Source organism: Cytobacillus depressus, assembly GCF_008923245.1.
GTDB lineage: Bacteria > Bacillota > Bacilli > Bacillales > Cytobacillaceae > Cytobacillus > Cytobacillus depressus.
Map to the genome: position 1 here is coordinate 307,440 of NZ_WBOS01000004.1, position 21,039 is coordinate 328,478.

Annotated in this window: 21 protein-coding genes; 15 read left to right on the forward strand and 6 right to left on the reverse strand. The window is 41.2% G+C overall.

Going from position 1 to position 21,039, the window contains the following annotated elements; genetic code table 11:
• The first annotated feature begins 88 nt into the window (after positions 1-88).
• Positions 89-895, forward strand: a complete 807-nt coding sequence (locus F7731_RS12180) for an alpha/beta fold hydrolase (protein WP_151535049.1) — start codon at positions 89-91, stop codon at positions 893-895.
• 98 nt (positions 896-993) lie between these two features.
• On the opposite strand, the gene F7731_RS12185 is transcribed toward F7731_RS12180, so the two are convergent.
• Positions 994-1,914: a LysR family transcriptional regulator gene (locus F7731_RS12185; RefSeq protein WP_151535050.1), complete on the reverse strand. Its 921-nt coding sequence runs from the start codon at positions 1,912-1,914 to the stop codon at positions 994-996.
• Positions 1,915-2,063: 149 nt separating this feature from the next.
• Between F7731_RS12185 and F7731_RS12190 the strand changes: the two genes are divergently transcribed.
• The 11 genes from F7731_RS12190 (at position 2,064) to F7731_RS12235 (ending at position 13,334) form a co-directional block, all read left to right on the forward strand.
• The gene (locus F7731_RS12190; RefSeq protein WP_246197195.1) at positions 2,064-3,464 is read left to right on the forward strand and encodes an acetyl-CoA carboxylase biotin carboxylase subunit; all 1,401 of its coding nucleotides are present in this window, start codon (positions 2,064-2,066) and stop codon (positions 3,462-3,464) included.
• 124 nt (positions 3,465-3,588) lie between these two features.
• The gene (locus F7731_RS12195; protein WP_151535051.1) at positions 3,589-4,569 is read left to right on the forward strand and encodes an NADPH:quinone oxidoreductase family protein; all 981 of its coding nucleotides are present in this window, start codon (positions 3,589-3,591) and stop codon (positions 4,567-4,569) included.
• A gap of 269 nt (positions 4,570-4,838) precedes the next feature.
• A complete protein-coding gene (locus F7731_RS12200; RefSeq protein WP_151535052.1) occupies positions 4,839-5,060 on the forward strand; it encodes a biotin/lipoyl-binding carrier protein in 222 nt (73 codons plus the stop codon).
• A 27-nt stretch (positions 5,061-5,087) separates the two neighbouring features.
• A complete protein-coding gene (locus F7731_RS12205) occupies positions 5,088-6,374 on the forward strand; it encodes a CaiB/BaiF CoA transferase family protein (protein ID WP_151535053.1) in 1,287 nt (428 codons plus the stop codon).
• 73 nt (positions 6,375-6,447) lie between these two features.
• Positions 6,448-8,046, forward strand: coding sequence for an acyl-CoA carboxylase subunit beta (locus tag F7731_RS12210; protein ID WP_246197196.1), 1,599 nt, complete (start codon positions 6,448-6,450; stop codon positions 8,044-8,046).
• 274 nt (positions 8,047-8,320) lie between these two features.
• Positions 8,321-9,577, forward strand: a complete 1,257-nt coding sequence (locus F7731_RS12215; protein ID WP_151535054.1) for an LLM class flavin-dependent oxidoreductase — start codon at positions 8,321-8,323, stop codon at positions 9,575-9,577.
• Positions 9,578-9,609: 32 nt separating this feature from the next.
• Positions 9,610-10,419 (forward strand): alpha/beta fold hydrolase, encoded by an 810-nt coding sequence (locus tag F7731_RS12220; protein ID WP_170289700.1) that lies wholly within the window; start codon positions 9,610-9,612, stop codon positions 10,417-10,419.
• Between the two features lie 608 nt (positions 10,420-11,027).
• Positions 11,028-11,735 (forward strand): riboflavin kinase, encoded by a 708-nt coding sequence (locus F7731_RS12225; protein ID WP_170289701.1) that lies wholly within the window; start codon positions 11,028-11,030, stop codon positions 11,733-11,735.
• A gap of 229 nt (positions 11,736-11,964) precedes the next feature.
• Positions 11,965-12,132: a Clp protease/crotonase-like domain-containing protein gene (locus F7731_RS26480; protein ID WP_170289702.1), complete on the forward strand. Its 168-nt coding sequence runs from the start codon at positions 11,965-11,967 to the stop codon at positions 12,130-12,132.
• A gap of 77 nt (positions 12,133-12,209) precedes the next feature.
• Positions 12,210-12,710, forward strand: coding sequence for a flavin reductase family protein (locus F7731_RS12230; RefSeq protein WP_151535057.1), 501 nt, complete (start codon positions 12,210-12,212; stop codon positions 12,708-12,710).
• Positions 12,711-12,770: 60 nt separating this feature from the next.
• The gene (locus F7731_RS12235; protein WP_151535058.1) at positions 12,771-13,334 is read left to right on the forward strand and encodes an NADPH-dependent FMN reductase; all 564 of its coding nucleotides are present in this window, start codon (positions 12,771-12,773) and stop codon (positions 13,332-13,334) included.
• A gap of 242 nt (positions 13,335-13,576) precedes the next feature.
• Here the strand turns inward: F7731_RS12235 and F7731_RS12240 are convergent, their stop codons facing one another.
• The 5 genes from F7731_RS12240 to F7731_RS12260 form a co-directional block, all read right to left on the reverse strand.
• A complete protein-coding gene (locus tag F7731_RS12240) occupies positions 13,577-13,918 on the reverse strand; it encodes a MaoC/PaaZ C-terminal domain-containing protein (protein ID WP_151535059.1) in 342 nt (113 codons plus the stop codon).
• Complete coding sequence (locus F7731_RS12245; RefSeq protein WP_151535060.1) at positions 13,915-14,310, reverse strand: FAS1-like dehydratase domain-containing protein; 396 nt, start codon at positions 14,308-14,310, stop codon at positions 13,915-13,917. The genes F7731_RS12240 and F7731_RS12245 overlap by 4 nt, the downstream gene beginning before the upstream one ends.
• Positions 14,307-15,404: an acetyl-CoA C-acyltransferase gene (locus F7731_RS12250; protein WP_151535061.1), complete on the reverse strand. Its 1,098-nt coding sequence runs from the start codon at positions 15,402-15,404 to the stop codon at positions 14,307-14,309. The genes F7731_RS12245 and F7731_RS12250 overlap by 4 nt, the downstream gene beginning before the upstream one ends.
• Positions 15,400-16,860: an AMP-binding protein gene (locus F7731_RS12255; protein ID WP_151535062.1), complete on the reverse strand. Its 1,461-nt coding sequence runs from the start codon at positions 16,858-16,860 to the stop codon at positions 15,400-15,402. Before F7731_RS12255 ends, F7731_RS12250 begins: the two co-directional genes overlap by 5 nt.
• Positions 16,861-16,992: 132 nt before the next feature.
• Positions 16,993-17,556 carry a biotin transporter BioY gene (locus F7731_RS12260; RefSeq protein ID WP_151535063.1) on the reverse strand — a complete coding sequence of 188 codons (564 nt, stop codon included), beginning with the start codon at positions 17,554-17,556 and terminating at the stop codon, positions 16,993-16,995.
• 618 nt (positions 17,557-18,174) lie between these two features.
• Between F7731_RS12260 and F7731_RS12265 the strand changes: the two genes are divergently transcribed.
• Genes F7731_RS12265 through F7731_RS12275 form a run of 3 tightly spaced genes read left to right on the forward strand, consistent with a single transcriptional unit; the run spans position 18,175 to position 21,034 of the window.
• Positions 18,175-19,287 carry an ABC transporter ATP-binding protein gene (locus F7731_RS12265; protein ID WP_151535064.1) on the forward strand — a complete coding sequence of 371 codons (1,113 nt, stop codon included), beginning with the start codon at positions 18,175-18,177 and terminating at the stop codon, positions 19,285-19,287.
• Positions 19,288-19,343: 56 nt separating this feature from the next.
• A complete protein-coding gene (locus F7731_RS12270) occupies positions 19,344-20,225 on the forward strand; it encodes a carbohydrate ABC transporter permease (protein ID WP_425482000.1) in 882 nt (293 codons plus the stop codon).
• Entirely contained in the window at positions 20,222-21,034 is an 813-nt protein-coding gene (locus F7731_RS12275) for a carbohydrate ABC transporter permease (RefSeq protein ID WP_151535066.1), read from the forward strand. Before F7731_RS12270 ends, F7731_RS12275 begins: the two co-directional genes overlap by 4 nt.
• Positions 21,035-21,039 lie beyond the last annotated feature (5 nt).

A 21,039-nucleotide genomic window follows, 5' to 3' on the forward strand; every position in this document is an offset into this window, starting at 1 on the left:
CTTAAGTATTATTCTAAAGCTTCAAGTGGTAATCGATTTGGAAAAATCTATTTTTATTCGAAAAAATGAACGAATCAGGAGGGGTACTATGTTTCAAAGCAAGTATGTAATGGTGGGGAATATACGGACTCACTATTTAGAGGCTGGTCAAGGAGAACCATTAATGCTGCTACACAGCGGGGAATATGGAGCAAGTGCGGAAAACAGTTGGGAGTACAATATTGAAGTATTGAGTAAACACTTTCATGTGTATGCTTTAGATATGGTTGGATTTGGGGGTACGGATAAATTATTCAGTTTTGATGACGCTCAAGGTTTACGTTTTAATCATATCCGGGAATTCATGCGAGTGATGTGCATACAAGAAGCCTCCTTTATAGGAAATTCAGTAGGTGGAGGTATGATTTTAGCAGCGGCTTCACAAGACCAACCGATCTTGCCGATAAAAAAGCTTATCACGATTAGTGGGGGAGGCCCAATCAACCCCGAAGTTTTCGAAACTTTGAATAATTATGATTGCAGTAAGGAGTATATGGAGAAAATTTTAGATCTCCTTTTTTATGAAGATAAGTGGAAATCTGGAGAATACTTAGACAAGAGATATGAAACAAGTCTGATTCCTGGCACTTGGGAAGCTGCTACCGCTGCCCGCCTAAAATCACCTGCTGCTAAGGAAAAGGAGCGCCATATTCCTGACTATGGAAAGATTAAAGTTCCAGTCCTAATCTGTGCAGGAGAACACGATACATTAAAATTCCCAGATTATGCGGAAAAACTACAAAGTAGTATACCGCATGCTAAAGTTCAAGTGTTTAAAAATAGCTCTCACTGTGCACATATTGAACAAGCAGAGCAATTTAATGAAATAGCCCTTGAATTCCTATTAAATAATTAAAAAGACAGTTCATTTCCCCTAATTGCTGTAGGCAGGAAAAAGATGACTTCAGAACTCATTCGAAGTCATCTTTTTCCTGGTCACGTGTCCAAATTTCCCTAGAAATCTACACAAATGGTTGATTTCAGAACTTTGATGAATTCTCTACTAGTCGTTGAGAGATACTGGTCTTTTAACTTGATCCAGCCAAATGCAGACCTCTTTTCCTCTCCGGAGATTTGCAAGGGAATAATTTTACCCTTAAGTACATAGGGATCGTTTTTTAGTTCCAAATCTGTATAAAATCCAATTCCTAATCCTTCGGCTATAATTCGTTTGGAGGCTTCTGTGTTACCCGTTGTTAAAAGAATGTTGGGTTCACCGTACTTTCTAAGCAATGCTGTTATTTTATGATACATTTTATAATCGGAGTTGGAAATAACGATCGGATAGTTAAGTATTTCTTCGGGAGAAACGGAATCGTTACGCGATAAAGGTGATTGTTGGCCTACACATGCGAGAGTCTTAAAGTCGTGCAATTTTTCAAAGGATAATTTCTCCGAATGTTCCCAATTTTTTTGCTCATAGTTTCCATTGGAAATGATTCCAATATCGATTTTTCCATTTAGTACATCGCTCTCAATCTGTAATGAACCTTGTACAGTAAGTTCGATCTTTACCAAGGGAAACCTATCTTTATATGCGGCCAATGTTTTAGGTAAGACACTCATACATACGCTTGGAATAACAGAAAAAGAAAGTGTTCCGTTTAATTGGTCGGATTCAGCATTGGAAACTTCTTTTAATTCCTCAAATTTGCCTAAAATCTCTTTAGCAATTTTGATAGCTTTTTTCCCATCCTCCGTCGGTTTCGTACCCAATCTTTTGGAACGCTGAAATAATTTCGTGTTCATCTCTTCTTCCAGACTATCAATAGCTTGACTGATGCCCGGCTGTGAAATGTGAAGCTGCTCTGCTGCTGATGAAATAGATCCACATTTCGCTATTTCGATTAAGTAGATTAGCTGTTCAATACGCATGTTATCACACCTTATAAGTAGTAGTTATATTAATATTCAATATTATTAGTTTACATTATATATCTTTATAAGTTAAGTTAAAATTATAATATTAAAAATATTCATATATTAACCCTATTCAACCAAACTTAAAAAAGAGGTGTTGTCAATTGAATCTAGAAACACAACGGATCGATAAAGGAGAGCGCAAAACGAGGGGGATTCATCAATTTCATAAGGTAGTAGTAGCGAATAGAGGGGATGTGGCCAGGCGTGCGATCCGTGCCCTCCGCACGCTCGGCATCCGTTCTGTTGCCGTTTACTCTGAGGCCGATGCGGGGGCACCGTATCTTGCAGAAGCAGATGAGGCGTATCTGATTGGAGAAGCACAGGCTCAAGCCAGTTATCTGAACCAGGATGCGCTATTAAAAGTACTTAAAGATACGGGAGCAGATGGTGTGCACCCCGGTTATGGGTTTCTATCTGAGAACACAGAATTTGCTGCACGTGTAGAAAATGCTGGTGCGCGTTTTATAGGACCGGCACCCCGTTGGATTGACGCGATGTCCCACAAGAGTCAAGCGCGCGAGTTGATGGCCAAATACGGTATGCCAATTGGGCTTGGATCGGGCATACTTAGCGACGTTCAAGAGGAAATCATCGCGCAAGGGCGTCAAATTGGCTTCCCAGTGTTGGTCAAACCCGCTGGTGGGGGGGGCGGAATTGGTATGCTTCCGGCACATGACGAGGAAGAATTGCTTAAAGTTGTGGAAAGAGCCCGTTCTTTGGCATTTCGATCGTTTTCAAACAATCAAGTTTACCTAGAAAAATATATGGTTCAACCTCGCCATATAGAATTCCAGATACTTGGCGACCAACATGGAGGAGTACAGCATTTGTTTGAGAGGGATTGCTCAGTGCAGCGACGTCACCAGAAAATCATCGAGGAAGCACCAGCACCTGCTGTAGATCGAAAAGAAATCGATGGGTTGGCACAACAAATCACAAAAGTACTGCAAGACATCGGGTACGACAATATCGGAACAGTTGAGATGCTGCGGGGAAGTGATGGCTCCTATAGTTTTCTGGAAATGAATACCCGTCTGCAGGTGGAGCATGCTGTCACGGAAGAGATTACGGGAGTGGATCTCGTTGTGGCGCAGATCCGTTCCGCTGCGGGTGAACGATTAAGTAATATTTTACCTGCAAACATCGAGCGTAATGGCCATGCCATTGAGGTAAGGGTGTATGCGGAAGATCCGAAGAATTTCTTCCCATCTCCAGGTAAACTCAATACTTTCCGTACGCCTAGCGGTAATGGCATTCGTGTGGAAACGGGATACGCAGAAGGAATGACAGTAACTCCTTATTACGATCCAATGATTGCTAAAGTGATTGCCCATGCGGAAAACCGCGAAAAAACGATCGAAATCTTAACAGAATCACTGAAAGAATTTGACGTCTCAGGAATAAAGACGAATATTCCTTTCCTGCTCAAATCGCTTGCCTCAGAACAGTTTAGGGCTGGCGAGGTGCATACGGGCCTTTCCTCAACTATATTGTCTAGTTAAGGAAACATAGGAAGACCGATGTTGTCATAACTAAGCCTTATATTGATATTCTGTATTAGTATTTTACATTAAAACACTATATATGCTTTGATAGATTTATAGATTCTAAAGGAGGAAATCATAAATGCGTAGTTGGGTAGTTGCTGAAAATGGAAATCCAAGTGATGTATTGCAAATCAATGAGGTACCTAAACCTAGTTTGGGAACAGGACAGGTATTAATAGAGGTTAAGGCAATGGCATTAAACTTTTTTGATATCCTGCTGTGTCAAGGAAAGTATCAATCAAAGCCACCGCTGCCATTTACACCAGGTGCAGAAGTTTCTGGTATTGTCCAAGCGGTTGGTGAAGGAAGCTTATATGTTGTTGGTCAACGGGTATTTGCCAGGCCTCAGTTGCCTGCTGGAGGTCTTTCCGAATGGGTAGCTGTTTCAGAAGGATCTGTTTTTCCGATACCTGAATCCATGTCTTTTGAAGAGGCAGCAGCTCTGTTTATCACTTATCAGACATCTTACTATGCGCTCCACAAACGAGGAAATCTCAAAGCTGGTGAAGTATTGCTTGTACATGCGGGATCTGGCGGTGTGGGGTCTGCAGCGATTCAATTGGGAAAAGCAGCTGGAGCCCGTGTGATTGCAACCGCAGGTGGACCGGAGAAGACTCAGATTTGCAGGGATCTAGGCGCTGACGTGGCCATCGATTATCTCTCGGAGGATTTCATCAAAATCGTCAAAGAAGAAACAGGAGGTCGCGGGGCAGATGTGATAGTCGATCCGGTTGGTGGCGATACCTTTGATCGCTCCAGAAAGTGCATTGCATTTGACGGTCGCATCCTAGTTATTGGTTTTGCCGGGGGACGCATTGCGGATGCCCCAACTAACCATGCACTCGTTAAGAACTATTCTGTAGTTGGGGTACATTGGGGATTATTCCGGGACAAATTCCCAGAACAGGTTAGAGAGATTCATAGGGACCTTCTGGCCCTATATGAACGTGGCGATGTACGCCCTCTCATTTACAATCCTCAGCCATTCGAAGAAGTACCACAAGCTTTAGATCTTTTAGGAAGCCGTAAAACGTGGGGCAAGCTCGTGGTTAAGCCGTAAGTAAATCAGCAAGATAGTAAAATCATAACAAAAGGAGCTAAGTGCAGAAAGTAGCACACGGCTCCTTTTTTTATACAATGTTAAGTCTTTCACAACAATGCGGACTTGTTGAAACTGGAAGCCGAACCACTATAAATCATAACTCATACTTATATTGATATTATAAATTTGTATTTCACATCGAAATTCCTTATATGTTTAAATAATATACAAATAATATAAAATTTAAAATCTTTTAAATATTAATGTAACTGGAAGGTGATGCACACATGGCACAAATCGAAGTAAGAGCAGAAATATCAGGATCTGTATGGAAAATTGAAACAAAGGAAGGCCAACGGGTAATGGAAGAGGATGTTTTACTAATAATGGAATCAATGAAGATGGAGATTCCGATTATGGCGCCCGCTGAAGGTATTGTCAAGGAAATCAAGGTAAACGAAGGAGATTCCATAGCAGAGGGTGACCTTACAGTGATTTTGGAGGATTAAAGCACTTTAAAGGAGGGGTTGATTGAAATGTCTCAGGAACATCAAAAAGCGAGTAACGATACACAATCAGTTCTAAAACCAAATAAGCCGCAAGGGCCTTTGACTGGGTATCGTGTTCTGGAGCTGGGTTCGACTATTGCCGGTCCGTTCTGCGCACGCCTAATGGCTGACTTCGGCGCAGAGGTCATCAAAGTTGAACCGCCAACTGGTGATCCGGTCCGAAATATGGGACGGCATGCCGACGACGTTTCACTTTATGGGGCTTCAATTCTGCGCAACAAGCGACTTATTTCCGTTGATATGAAGACCGCCGATGGACAAAACGTTGTACGCGAACTGATGAAAAAAGTCGATATCGTGATCGAAAACTTTCGCCCTGGTACGCTAGCCCGGCTGGGACTGGAATATGAGGAAATCGCCAAAGAAAATCCGGGGCTTATCATGGTACGCATTAGCGGTTATGGGCAAACTGGCCCCTACAGTCCTCGTCCAGGTTACGGTGTTACCTGCGAGGCAGTGGGTGGCGTAAGACATATGGTAGGGGAACCGAACCTGCCTCCAGCTCGGGTGGCACTTGCCGTTACTGACCATCTGACTGCCGTTTACGCTGCTTTTGGTGCGATGATGGCACTTGTTGAACGGGATAAGACAGGAAAAGGACAGGTTATCGACACATCTTTATACGAAGCAGCATTCAGCTTGATGGAGCCGCATGTTCCCGCTTTTGAACAGCTTGGTATTGTACCAAAAAGAGTTGGTGCAAAGTTGCCGAATACCGCTCCCAATAGTCTTTATTCCACAAAGGATGGCGAATATGTATTGATCGCCGCCAACAACGATGCCATCTTCAGGCGGCTTACAGAGGCAATGGGACAACCGGAGCTTGCTGATGACCCGCGTTACAGCACACAAAAGTCACGCTCGGTTCGGGTTGATGAAATGGATGAAATCGTTTCATCGTGGACGAGAGAGCGCACGGGCAAAGAAATTGAAACCGTTTTACTTGAAGCGGCGGTACCAACCTCACGTGTTTACACCATTGCTGATATTTTTGCTGACCCCCATTTCAGGGAGCGTGAACAGCTCGTTGAAATGCCTCACGAAAAATTTGGCAAACTGACCGTCATCGGGGTTGCCCCGAAGCTTTCTGACACCCCTGGCGCCATTTATCAGCTTGGCGGTGAAGTAGGACGAGATACACGCAGTGTGCTAGCAGATTTACTGGGCTTTAACGAGTTGCGCATCGCGGAGTTGGAATCTCGAAATGTGGTTTTTTCAGCAGAAATGGCCAAAAATGTGCATGTTGGAAAGTGACGGCGCGGAATCGCCAGATGGGAAGACACTTTGCTGGAGAGTGAAAAAAATCCAAAATAAAGGAGAAAGATTGATGGAAACGACAGAAAAAAAGAAACCTGAAGTAGCATTGGATTGGACCCCAGAGCTGGAGGAGCTTCAGTACCGACGCGAGGCAGCTGATGGACTGGGCGGACCTGAATCGATTGCCTATCAGCATAGCAAAGGTAAGCTGACTGCCCGTGAGAGGATCGATCTTTTACTTGATGAGGACAGCTTTCGCGAAATAGGGAAGATTGCGGGAAAAGGTAAATACAACAAGGATGGAGATCTGGAATCGTTCACGCCGTCTAACGCGATTGCCGGTACAGGACGAATTGAAGGGCGCAAACTTGTTGTCACGAGTGATGATTTCACGATACGTGCCGGTTCATCTGAGTCTGCCGTTCCTGAAAAGTGGGTCTATGCTGAGCGCATGGCACATGAGATGGAGATGCCGCTCATTCGGTTAGTAGACACGGCCGGTGGGAGTGTCAAAGATCTTGAAAGGTTACAAGGTACCAAGATTCCAGGGTATCCAATGTGGTCAAATGTCTCTCTTTTAGGTCGTGTTCCTGTTGTCGGCGTTGCGTTAGGGGCTTGTGCGGGTCTTGGTGCCATAAGAGTGGGACTTTCGCACTTTTCCGTGATGGTGAAGGATATGAGCCAGGTTTTTGCTGCTGGTCCGCCAGTGGTGAAGCAAGGTCTGAACCAGGATGTGACCAAGGATGAACTGGGAGGTTCGTATGTTCACACCCGATTGAGTGGTGTGGTCAATAATGAAGCTGTCGATGAAGCTGATGCATTACGCCAGGTGCGTCAATTTCTCTCTTATATGCCACGAAATGTTTGGGAAGTCCCTGAGCGCAAGATGACGAATGACGACCCGTGGCGTGTCGATAAAGATTTGAACTCAATCATTCCAAAAAACCGCCGAAAAATCTACAGACCACGTAAGATACTCGAAACTGTGTTCGATAAAGGATCATTGTTTGAAATCTCAAGGTACTTTGGTGGTTCCACTATTACGTGCCTGGCGAGGTTGAACGGTTATACGGTAGGTGTGATGGCAAGTGACCCGGTTGTTATGGGAGGGGCATTGACTCTGCAGTCGGCGCGAAAAATGGAGCGTTTTGTTGATTTGTGTGATACTTTCCATATTCCGATTATTAATTTCGTTGATCAGCCAGGAGTGATGACAGGACTCGAAGCCGAACGCAACGGTACGATGGGTGCGGCAATGCGTGCGATCGCAGCAATTGAACAGGCACAAACTCCGTGGTGCTCAATCATTGTTCGCCGTGCTTTCGGAGTCGGCGGTGGTGCGCACGGGCCGAAACAAGGTCCGGAAGGCCGCTCGCTAAACCATCGCTTTGCTTGGCCGTCGGCGCGCTGGGGGTCGGTTCCAATCGAAGGCGGCGTTGCCGCAGCTTATAAAAAGGAAATTGCTGCGGCAGAAGATCCGGTTGCACGCCGTGAAGAGATAGAGAGCTACTACCACAAGCTTGCTTCTCCTTTCCGTACCGCTGAAAAATTCGGAATTGTGGATATTATTGAGCCGAGCGAAACACGCGCAGTACTGTGTGACTGGGTGGAAGACGCTTACGAGCTAACTAAACGCCAGGTAGGATTAAGCAGCCGAACTATGCGGTAATCTGGAGAAACAAGGTGCCTTAATTCCGATAACAAGCCTCATAGAGGTAAGATCCTGCAACACAAGATTAGGAGAGAGGTTAATACTAGCGAGAAGTCATTTACCGCAAACCGGATCATCATTTGAGATACATTGTACATCTCAGTAAAATATATAGTAGAGTTAAACTAAATGGGCAATCCGCCAACTTTAAGTGATAGATAGCTTCGTAGATAGATTTTACATACAGGAGGTTGGCGGATTATAAAACTAGTAAATTCAGGAGGAAACCAATATGAAGTTTATTGCTTTTCATTTCATGCCGTATCGCGCATTACCTTCAGATTTTGAAGAAAAGTACCCAAGCGTATGGGTAACACCTCCCAAGACACTCTTTGATCCGGAGCTGGGACACCGCATGTATCATGACTATCTGGATGAATTGGAGTTTGCGATTGATTTGGGCTTTGATGGAGTCGGTGTCAATGAACACCACAGCAATGCCTATGGCATGATGCCATCCCCGAATCTGATGGCGTCCATTTTATCTCGAAAAATAAGAAATAGCGACAAAACTAGCCTACTCATACTCGGTAACAGCTTGGCTGCATATAATCCTCCAATACGGGTAGCTGAAGAAATGGCGATGCTCGATGTCTTGTCAGGCGGAAAGCTGATCGCTGGATTTCCAGTAGGTACCTCCATGGATGGAAACTACGCGTATGGAATAAACCCGGCAGAACTGCGGGAACGTTATTATGAAGCGCATGACCTGATTATGAAGGCGTGGAAGAGTGATGAAGTCTTCATGTGGAATGGCAAGTACAATCAATTGCGCTACGTCAATCCATGGCCGCGTACGGCTCAACGACCGCATCCGCCGGTCTGGATTCCCGGCGGCGGCAGTGTGGAAACCTATGATTTCTGTATTGAAAATCAATATTCTTTCTCTTTTCTCAGTTACTTCGGCCATAAGTATGCCAATAAGGTGTTGGGACCATTCTGGGAGCGTAACGATGAGTTAGGTGGGGATAGGAATCCGTATAAAACAGGAATCTGCCAGTTTATTTTTGTATCCGAGTCAGATGAGCGAGCTCAAATAGAATATGAGGAACATATCCGCTACTTCTTCAGTAAGTGCATGCACACCGATCGCCGATTTGCCGAAGCTCCAGGTTATCGAACGGTCAAAAGTCTGCGGGCAGGACTTCGTTCCCAGTTTGACGGAACTAAAAAAAGACCGGGAGACATGCTCAAAGACGGTACGATGACCTGGCAGGATTTGATTGATGAAGGTTTTATCATCGCAGGTTCACCGACTACGGTTCGCGATCGGTTGAGGGAAGTCCTGGGGAGTATTCGGGCCGGAAACGTTGTCGCTTTATTGCACGCTGGTTCCATGCCGCATTGGCTTACACGGAAAAATATGCAGATGTTTGCCGAAGAAGTAATGCCGTATGTAAAAGATATTCACAGTGAATGGGATGACTCACAATATTGGCCTAAAGGGATTTCGGAAGAAAAAGTACAAGAAACGGTAACACAGCCGTAGTGTCAATTTAAATGGATGAGGAGGGCGAAAACATGGCACAGCCGATCAGCAAAATTATTAAGATAAATGAAAACGTTTCTTTTGAAGTGAAAATTGCGGGGCAGGGAGAGCCCGTTGTGTTTTTGCATAATATAGGAGGGTTGAAGTGGAACCGGTTTCTCGATCAACTTTCCGATCATTACCAGGTGTATGCCCCTCACTTACCTGGAACAGGGGCTTCGACAGGGCTTGAGACAATCAATAATTTATGGGATTTGATTCTCTGCTATTATGATTTGTTCGATGAACTCGGACTTGAATCGGCCCATGTCATCGGCCATTCGCTTGGTGGCATGATCGCGGCGGAACTGGCGGCAACAGATCAAAGCCGGGTGAAGCAATTAGTGGCTATCGCCCCGGTAGGATTGTTTCTAGAAGATCATCCGATTCCGGATATGTTTGCTATGCTGCCGGAGGAACTTAATAGACTACTCATACTGGATCAAGATTCGCCTGAAGCGCAAATGATGCGCTATGTTCCGGATGATCTCGATGATCGCACGGAGTTGATGATTGAGCGGATCCAAAACCAGGTAGCGGCAGCCAAGTTTTTATGGCCTATCCCCGATAAAGGGTTAAAGTCGCGAATACACCGGATTAAAGCACAAACGCTGTTAGTCTGGGGCAAACAAGACGGATTAATCCCAGTCGTGTATGGAGAAGAATTTAATCGCCGTATTGCCCACTCGGAGTTGAAAATCATTGAAAGCGCTTCACATTTAGTCGATGTTGAACAGACTGAGAAAGTGATTGCACACATTCAAGACTTTCTGAAAACCAGCATTGTTGCTTCCTCTCGGTAAGCCTTAACACCTATTACAATTTTGTTGGGCTGATTAGGTAACCATCTATTATACGCAGGTATAAGTGGTCATTGCTGATCTGGAGAACAATATGGATTACCAGTTCCGGGAGGCGAATGGTACCGATTTGATCATTACGGAGGGAACGGAAGGGAGATCTCATTCCTCACGCTCTTCGACCAGTGCGTTGCGCAGTTGCTCAGTCTACTTCCAGAGATGCCGTTCTTTGCGGTTTGGCTAGGAAACTTCCTAGGAGGGATCGATAAACTGTTAATGGCTAGATTTCTTGCAAAATAGTCATTTTTTAGCGCCACCCCACGTCATAAAGGACTGACTCTGGCTTTTTAGTCAGTCTCTTTTATTCCCTTGCTTTTAAGGAATAGGATCAAAAAAGTTAACTATTTAATAATAGTTAACTTCTCGAAATTTTAAAAATCTTTTCGTCACCATATTCCTGTTTAAAAATTATTAAGATATGGGGTGGGAAAATGGAATCAGGAAAGGAAAAAAGGCAGCTGAAAATTTCCAAAAAGCCCAAGAAGCAATCCGTCCCTAATGCCTTTTCAGCTAAACAAGTGGCTATGCTTCTACGAAAAAGGAGGATACGTATGGCTCCGGTCCTTAGTACGCTTGAAGGAGTCGTGATAAAAGGCAAGCAGTTGGGGAGAACGATTGGATTCCCGACCGCCAATCTATCTTTGACCTCTCCGACTCCCCTACTTAAACTTGGGGTTTATGGCGTATCGGTTACTCTTTCTGCTAAGCAATTTTACGGCATCATGAATATTGGCATAAGGCCGACTTTTCATGATCATAGCCAGATCAGTTATGAAGTTCACCTGTTTGATTTTAATCAGGACATTTATCATGAACGATTGACAGTCGATCTTCACTTTTTTGTAAGGAAAGAGATTTCTTTTCCGGATAAGGATGAATTGGTTCAGCAAATCTGTCGGGATGTAGAACTTGTTCGAAACAGATTCGCTTTGCTGGGAATGAAGAAATCTTCTCAACCTATTTTTTGCCGGGAACCTAGGGGGATTCCTAATCAAGATGAAATCCCTCATTTGCCTGATTTGTCTTTCGTGCAGTTATGTGAAGAGGAATTTGGCGTCAATCGCGGGGTATATAATGTCATTGACTCTTGGTTTTATCATAAGGGAAGTGTGGATATCCTGGAGCGGCGGAACAAAATTATTCATTTCCTCCTCTATATGCATCATTCCAAGGAGATTAAATCGAATGGCCGAATGAAAATCGGCAAGAATGGATTGTCCACGATGTTTGATGAATTCTTGAATTATATAAGTATATAAAAAAATATTGAGAGTATTGCTGTAATCATGATGCTGCCAATTGTTTCTCCCAAAATTGAGTGGAGGGAAACTTTAAAGCGTGTAGGTAGTATGTGGTAATTCTCTCAAGAAGCCATGATTTAAAATTGGGGTGGGGGACGTCTTTTTAGTTTATTATTGTTAATTCCTATTTGGGATATCCATCATAAAGGATTTGTCCTTATTTTAGCTGCTGGCTTTGTTGGGGGACATGGTACGCGCTGAAACGATGGCCAAAAAAATGGCGGGACTTTCCTTACAAGCTTTAAGCCGAATCAAGAAAGCAGTAAATGAAGGGGCAGAAAAACCCTTTGACACTGCAATTGATCTTGAAGTCGATCTATTCGGGGACATATTTTCTACAGATAATGTTAGATAAGGGGTAGAAGCATTTATAGAAAAGAGGACCGCAAGATTTACTCATAGGTAAAATATAGGAAGGACAGGTGATATTATATGAAAGAAATCATTGATAAGGTTAGTGTATTTAAGCAAATTATGGGTTTATATCCAACGGGAGTTACGATTGTAACTACGATGGATGAACATGGAACTCCAGCTGGGCTTACGGTAAATTCTTTTGCCTCTGTATCTCTTGATCCTCTTATCGTGCTTTGGAGTATTGATAAAAGGGCATCTTCATTAGATAAATTTATTAAAGCAAAAAACTTTGCTGTACACACATTATCTTCAGATCAGGCAGATGCTTGTTGGGCATTTGCTGGTAAAGAACCGGATCGTTTTTCAAAGGTTAATTGGAAGACTTCTGAGCATGGATTGCCTATTATTATAGATTCATTAGGAACATTTGAGTGTAAAACCATTCAACAAATTGACGCAGGTGACCATGTAATCCTTTTAGGTGAAGTAATAGAACTAAACAAACAAGACAAGGCACCATTACTTTATTTCAATAGAAATATAGGTCCGATTCCAGAAAATTGGCCGAATAAATAATGAATTTCTAATTTTTTATGAGCCGGGGCTTCAAATAATTCTAAATGGGAGCAGTGAATTATGAAAATATTAGGGATTTCGGGAACGCTTACTGGATCGAAAACATTAATAGTAATAAATAAAGTAATGGATAAAATAAGGGAAATTTTACCTGAAGCCGAAGTAGAAGTGTTAGACCTAAAGCAGTACAATGTTCAGTTTTGTGATGGGCGTCCGCCATCAGATTATTCAGGAGATACCCGGAAGGTAATTGATATGATTACATCTGCTGACAGTTACATCTTTGGGACTCCTATATTTCAAGGATCATTTACTGGTGCATTAAAAAATTTAATCGATTTGGTTCCTCCATCTGAATTTAGCAATAAAGTAATAGGCTTTGTTGCTACAGGTGGAAACAATCAACATTACCTTGTAATTGAAAATCAATTAAAACCTATTGCAGGTTATTTAAATGCCTATGTTGCACCTAGTTTTGTTTTCGCACATACTGGTCATTTTAATACTCAGAATGAAATTGCAGATTCAGAATTACTGAAAAAAATTGAAATGTTTTCTCATCAATTCGCATTTATGCATGCTAATTTAATAAAGCAAAATATGAAAACTGTTGATAGTTTGTAATTTGCCATCAGTCATACATCCGATTATCTGAAGTTTTTGAATGGTAGGATTGGTTGGAGTTAGTACTTAGGTAAATTATTGTGTTCTACAGCAATGATGATTAATAGATTTATATTACTATAAAATGTGAAACCGAATATCATAGAGTAAAGATCAGTCTGCAGATACGTAAAGGAGTGCGGACTGATCTTTTTAAGTTGATTATTAATAAATACTACAGTCCTAGAGACTGACCCTAAAAACTAAATAGTAAAGCTCCCTTTAGCAATAATTTTCTCGTTACTCTTGCACTCGAACCGGTACTCATCTTCTGCGCGCTTTACATCAATGGTTACTTTATCGCTAATATAAACTGGAGAGACAAAAGAAATTTCATAATGCTTTGGTATATGATACGGCAGGAGAAAATCCTGTGATAGTACGCTCCATATCTTCGCCATTGTTAGCATGCCGTGTGCCACCTTGTTACTAAATCCTTGACGGTTTGCTTCTGCCAAATCTAGATGAATCGGATTATCGTCACCCGACAGCTTCGCATATTGTTCTATATCTCTATCAGTTATTTGAAAAGTAATGCTTTTCATATTAAACCACCTGTAATCAACTGGGAAGTTCCTTTGAAACAAAGGATTCGATCTTGGTCATATAGGTAAAGCGATTGTTGAATAAAAGTAAATTGTTTTCGTTGATATTGATCTTCTAGTTTCACAAATGCGTGATAGGTTTGATTGATGTACATTGTGTGATAATTGGTGCAATGTTGCTTTCGATGGATCACCGGATGCTGCAGCTGCCATGGTGTCTTAATCCGTTTATACGCGATCATCGGCATGGTTGGAGGGAGCGGGATCGATTGAAACCCATTTGTTTTTGCCGTCTTTATGCTTTGATAAATCGGATTTTGATCTCCGAGCAATTGAACAAATTGTTGCACCTCTTCCATATTAAAAATGATATCTGCTTCCTCAGATTTCATGATATCACCTCAAATAGTACTGCTACGCCTATCCCGCCGCCGCTTCCAATGGCTGCTAGTACATAATTAATATTATTTCTCCTTTGTACTTCATAGAAAAGCCGAGTAACCAAGATAGCCCCAGAGGCAGCATAAGGATGTCCAAAAGATAATGCCCCGCCACAAACGTTAAGCTTTTCATATGGAATAGAGAGCTCCATGGCACATGCTACAATTTTAGAAGAAAATGCTTCATTTATTTCAATTAAATCGACATCTTCGATAGTCAGATTATTTCCCTCTAATAGGGCCTGAATGGCTGGAACCGGCGCAAACCCAGGAAAATGAGGATGGACACCTGTCACTTTACTATCAACAAATCGCAAAATTGGCTTCATGCCCAGTTGATTTGCTGTATCTTCTTCCATCACCAAAACGGCAGCAGCTCCATCGTGGATCCCACAGCTGTTTGCGGCTGTTACCGTACCATTTTCATTTTTAAAAATCGGCCTTGCTCGTCTTAAAAGAGCTTCGATGTTCCTTTTCCTAGAAAACTCTTCATCAAAATGAACATCACTAAACGGAATGATTTCTTCTTTTATTAACCCTTTATGAAAAGAATCCCAGCTCCGTTCATAACTAAGACGTGCATATTCATCCTGCATGTTCCTAGAAATTCTACATTTTTCTGCTACATATTCAGCGGCAACTCCCATATCAGGATCGCCAATTTGATCAGGAGCAAATCGGGCTCTTGAAGGAAAAGGAGAAGTACTTGTACTTTCCACACCACCAGCAATGTAGCAGTGACCAGCTCCACCTTGAATGAAATAACTGGCCATTCTTATTGCCTCAAGTCCTGCACTGCATTGCCGATCAATGGTTATACCAGGAATAGGGAGAGGAAGCCCGGCTTCTAAAACAGACACCCGAGCTATATTGCCGCCTGGTCCAACCACATTGCCAATAATGATGTCATCTAACATTTCCTCGACCCCATTCGCTAATTGCTTAAGGAGCGGTGCTGCCAAATGCTGTGGCTGAAGCTCCCGTAATGCTCCATTTACTTTTCCAATCGGGGTTCGTTTCGCATTTACGATGACAGCTCGTTTAATGACTATTCACCTTCTTTTCTATTATTTCTTTTAATTGAGAACGTGCAATTTTCCCGCTCGTTGTATATGGTACTTGATCGATTAAATACCATTTTCGAGGAATTTTATAGGAAGATAGATGAAGCTTGCATAATTTTTTTAACTCCATAGTGTCCGCCGTTCCTTTTATGACCGCGGTGACAATTTGCCCCCAGTATTCATCAGATATTCCAATAACAGCCACTTCCTCTACATTCGGGTGTAAGGAAATCACTTTTTCAATCTCTTCCGGAAAAATATTAATCGCACCATATAAGATCATATTATTTTCCCGGCCAGTAATATAGACGAATCCGTCTTCATCTAAATAGCCCATATCGTTAACAGATGCCCACCCATCCTCATCTTGAATAGATTGAATCCTTCGAGTCTCAGGATTAAGATAACCTGAGAAAAACAATTTACTTCTGACGTATATTTTTCCAGTTTCATAGGGTTTGGCGATCCTATTGTTAGCTTGACGTATTTGGATTTCTACACCAAAACAAGGCCTGCCGACTGAGTCAGCTTTACGCTTGCTGTCATCATCAGATAAAACGGATATAAAGCTAAGCTCACTTGCTCCATAGAATTCGAACATCTTTAAATTTGGGAACATGTCACGAATTTGAAGTTTTGAATTCTCTGCCCATTTTGCTCCAGAAGAAATGATTTTGAACGATTTCTCTATTCTTTTCTCTATATTAAGAAGGGATTCGACCATTGTAGGCACAACATAAACAGTCGATATTTTTTGTGTCTGCAAGATGCTTAACGTCTGAATAGGGGAGAATTTCTCAAGTAAATAAACCGTTCCACCTAAAGCTAATGTACTGATTGCCCCATACAGAAAATGAGAATGGACCAATGCACCTGGAATGAGAACATGCTCATTTTCATCCATACGGAAATCGTAACGATTGCATGCAAAGCTAGCCACCCATGACTCATGAGAGCGGACAAACGCTTTTGGATCCCCGGTCGTTCCAGACGTGAAGCCCATATAAAATTGCGGATTTTCTTCATTTGTTGGAACTTTTGTAGAATTTGATTGTTTTATTTCTTTCAGACAATCATCCCAAACTTGGACATTGGGATGGTTTATTCGGTGAGATAAATCTTTATTTGTAATGATAATTGAAGGATTAGCAAGCTTCAGACGTTTATCTAAATCGGCACCGTTCCACTTTAAATCCAATGGCAAAGACGTCCATCCTGCCATCGAAGCACCAGCGAAAAGCTGCAGCAAAGGAATACCGTTTGGCAAAAGGAGTGCAATGATTTTATTTGGTGATTGCTGAGAATGCAGCCAATTCGCTGTTTTACTAATCATTTCATTCCATTCTTTATAGCTTATTTTCCAGCCATTTGTGTAAACAGCCATTTTTTCAGGGAAATCGGCAGCATGCTTTTTATAAGAATCAGTAATATTAGTCAAAAGGATTCTCCTTCCAATAAACGAATATATTTTTTTGCAATTTATCGCAGTTTAAAGGACATTGAATTCTACTTTGTACAAAGTAGAGTTGAATTGCATATTACTGTCCTTTTCTAAGTAAAATGAGACACATTAGAATGTCTCTGAGATTTTAGATATTTTTTGAGAAAAGAATGAATGCTTTCTAAGTCTGTATACGAGAAGGGAAGCTAATACGGCTTTAATAGTATCTCCTGGAATATATACTAGACTTAGGCCTACTGCTTCAGGAATTGAAATGTTCATCATAAAAGCTTGAATAGGAATACCGATGAAATAAATTAAGAAAATACCGATAGTAAGATTGACAAGCAAAACATTGTGCAATTTTAAAGTTTTAAACTTTGATAATATGTAGCCTAAGCAAAAAGCAGTAATAGGCCATGAAAGTAAATAGCCTGCGCTTGGCCCAAAAAATACGCCAATTCCGCCTCTGCCGCCAGATAGAAGAGGAACCCCTACAGCTACCAAAAGAAGGAACAACGTTTGACTAATAGCCCCAAGTCTAGCACCCAATACACCTCCGGCAAGAAGGACACCAAGTGTTTGTAATGTAATTGGAACAGGTGTAAAAGATAAGAAAATTGGCGGAACGACTCCAAGTGCACCCATAATTGCAGCAAATAAAGCAACGAATGTGATTTCTTTAATTTTCATAACATATCTCCATTTTTAAAGTAATTAGATTATTAATATTTATTTTAATAGTTTTTTGATTTATATGTCAACCAATTCTTATTTTTGGTTAACATATATCTTCGCAAACCGTCTATTAAATTATCAAAAGGAGCAGCTAAAAAGCTTTGGGAACTGCTTAATGTTAATCAAATTACTTATCCATGAAATCATACGCTTTAGCTAATTGTTGAGGAATGTTGAATTTAGATTGTCCCAGGATCCTGAAAAAGAAGGGTTTTCTTCTGTACTTAGAGGGAATTAACAATACTTTACAATAGGAAGAGTTTAAAGTGAGATTTTACTAATAAGGAGAGCATTAATTTATTCTTCTTCTTTATTAAGTAATAATTTTGGTCGAATCTGCGTTTCTTATATTTACACAATATTAACAAACATCTACATTCTCCCCACATTTACTTAATGTTAGGGATGTACCATTTAATCATTGATATTAATAACAAACTATAGAAAGATAGGCTTTAATCTTTTGAATCCCTTTTTTTTTATGGTTTTTTCATTTGATAAACTCGCTTAAAAATATAGTCTTAAAGCTTAGTTAAAGTGCTAAAAGGGTAGAGCGAAAGGGGAATATGTAGCTTGAAACGTGTTGAACTTGTTGGTGTAAGTAAATCTTATGATGGAAAATCAAATGTCATTCAAGAGATCAATGTCTCAATAGAGCCAGGTGAATTTTTTGTATTAGTTGGGCCATCAGGATGTGGGAAAAGTACAATGCTTCGCATTATTGCTGGACTTGAAGAAGTGAGTAGTGGATTGCTATTCATAGGTGATGCGAGTGCAAATCATTTGCCACCTAGTCAACGTGACTTATCCATGGTTTTTCAAAACTATGCACTCTATCCGCATTTAACTGTTGAACAAAATATACGATTTGGTTTACATACGAGAAAAGTTTCCAAAAAGGAACAAATAGAAAGATGTATAGAAGCAGCCGACATGTTAGGACTATCAGACTTACTTAAGCGTAAACCTCGCGAGCTTTCAGGTGGTCAGCGCCAAAGGGTAGCATTAGCGCGAGCAATCGTAACGCAATCACCTATCTGTCTTATGGATGAGCCATTATCAAATTTAGATGCGAAATTACGTGCCAAAATGCGTTCTGAAATACGCCAACTTCAAAGGAAATTAGGAATCACGATGATCTATGTTACGCATGACCAGATAGAAGCCATGACAATGGCGGATCGTATGATGATTCTTAATGAAGGAATGGTTCAACAAATGGGTCGTCCCCTTGAGATTTATAATCAACCTGAAAACACATTTGTTGCTTCATTTATCGGTTCTCCACCTATGAATTTTGGGGATGGAGAAGTCGTTCGTGAAGTTTTAGAATTGGCATGTGAGCGATCAAAAAAAACGGAAAGACTCTTAAATCATAAACAAGTCATGGTAGGAGTGCGTCCTGAGCATATTCAGCTTACGAAACCGGATCAGGTGGGATTCTCTGCAGAAGTTCTAAATGTAGAAATCTTAGGGACAGAAACATTGTTAACTTTCGATATTGGAAAGGGAGAGCAATGGATTGCCAAGTGGAACGGTCAATGGGATATACGAATTGGTGAGAAGGTATCGATTTGTATAGACGATAAAAACCTTTGTTTTTTTGATAAGGAAGATGGAAAGCGTATCAACACCAGAGCCCCATTTTCAGAAATGCAAGCTCTACTTAATGGGGGTTTAGTATGAGTAGTTTACCTGAAGCACACGCAAAGATCTCACTTGGGTCTGTAAAAACAACAGGTATGAAACGTAGACGATTACATCATACGATTATTGGTCTGCTTTATTTGTTGCCATCGATCATTTTATTTGCCGTATTTCTTTTCTACCCAATGTTACGGACACTTTATTTGAGTTTTTATTTAACAGATGGACAAGGTGTACCAATCACCTTTGTGGGACTGGATAACTTTACATACTTACTGGATTCCCCTTCTTTTCACACAAGTATAAAAGCAACACTTTTATTTGTTTGTTACACAGTGCCGGCAGGAATTATTCTTGCACTCATATTAGCTTTACTTGCCAATGAAAAGCTGAAGGGGATAGGTTTTTTCCGTACAATGTTCTCTTCTACGATGGGGATGAGTGTAGCTGCCTCTTCTGTTATTTGGATGTTTATGTACAACCCATCCATTGGTATTTTGAGCAAAGTTGCTGAATTTCTTGAACTCCCGGATATTCAATGGTTGTTAGATCCTCAATATGCACTTTTGTCTGTATCAGTTGCAACTATTTGGATGAACACAGGTTTTGCCTTTTTGATTTTGCTAGGAGGGCTTCAAAATATCGATGAGCAACTGTATGAGAATGCACAAATTGCCGGTGTGAGCTATTGGTACCAACTTCGAAAGATTACATTGCCAATGCTTTCTCCAACATTGTTTTTTATCATTACGGTTTCATTCATCAATGCCTTTCAGACGTTTGGGCAAATTGATATTTTAACGAAGGGTGGACCGATTGAATCAACCAATGTAATTGTTTATTCCATTTATAAGGATGCTTTCATTAACTTTAATGTCGGTTCTGCGAGTGCCCAAGCGACCATTCTATTCTTCTGTATATTAATGGTTACGATTCTTCAATTTAAGCTAGGGGAAAGGAAGGTACATTATCAATGAGTTTGACAAAAAAAGCCTTTCTCTACGGATTACTCATTGTTTTTACGATTTTTATGATGTTCCCAATACTATATGCGTTCATGATTAGTTTCATGAAAGGTGGGGAAGTGCTACAAGGGAATTTACTGCCTGAATCGTTTACTTTAGATAATTATCAGTCAGCATTTAATAAAGTCCCTCTCCTCAATTATTTATTTAATAGCTTTTTCGTTTCAATGGTTGTCATGCTAGGCCAGCTAATCATTTCGAGCCTTGCAGCTTTTGCGTTTGTCTTTATTCCTTTTAAGGGCAGGGATGCTCTCTTTTTTATCTTCATTTCGACGATGATGATTCCCTGGGAGGCAACGATGGTCCCGAATTTCATAACCGTGCAAAAACTAGGTTGGATCAATCATTATTTAGGATTAACCATACCATTTTTTGCTCTTGCATTCGGGACCTTTTTATTACGACAGCAATTTAAAACGATTCCTAAGGAACTCTTTGAAGCATCACAAGTTGCTGGAATCAGCCGCTTTCGCTTTTTCTGGAATATTGTGTTGCCTGTCTCCAAAACTAGTTTAGTTACATTAGGGATTTATAGTTTTCTCACAACATGGAATATGTATCTTTGGCCGCTGCTTGTCACAAATAATGAGAGTGTTCGAACGGTGCAAATTGGCTTAAAGCAGATGCAGACACAAGAAGTTTCAACCGAATGGGGGGTGGTCATGGCAGCAGTCATCGTTGTGATCCTCCCGACATTAATTCTCTTATTTTTAGGACAGAAACATTTACAAAAAGGGTTAACTCAAGGTGCGATTAAATAAAAGGA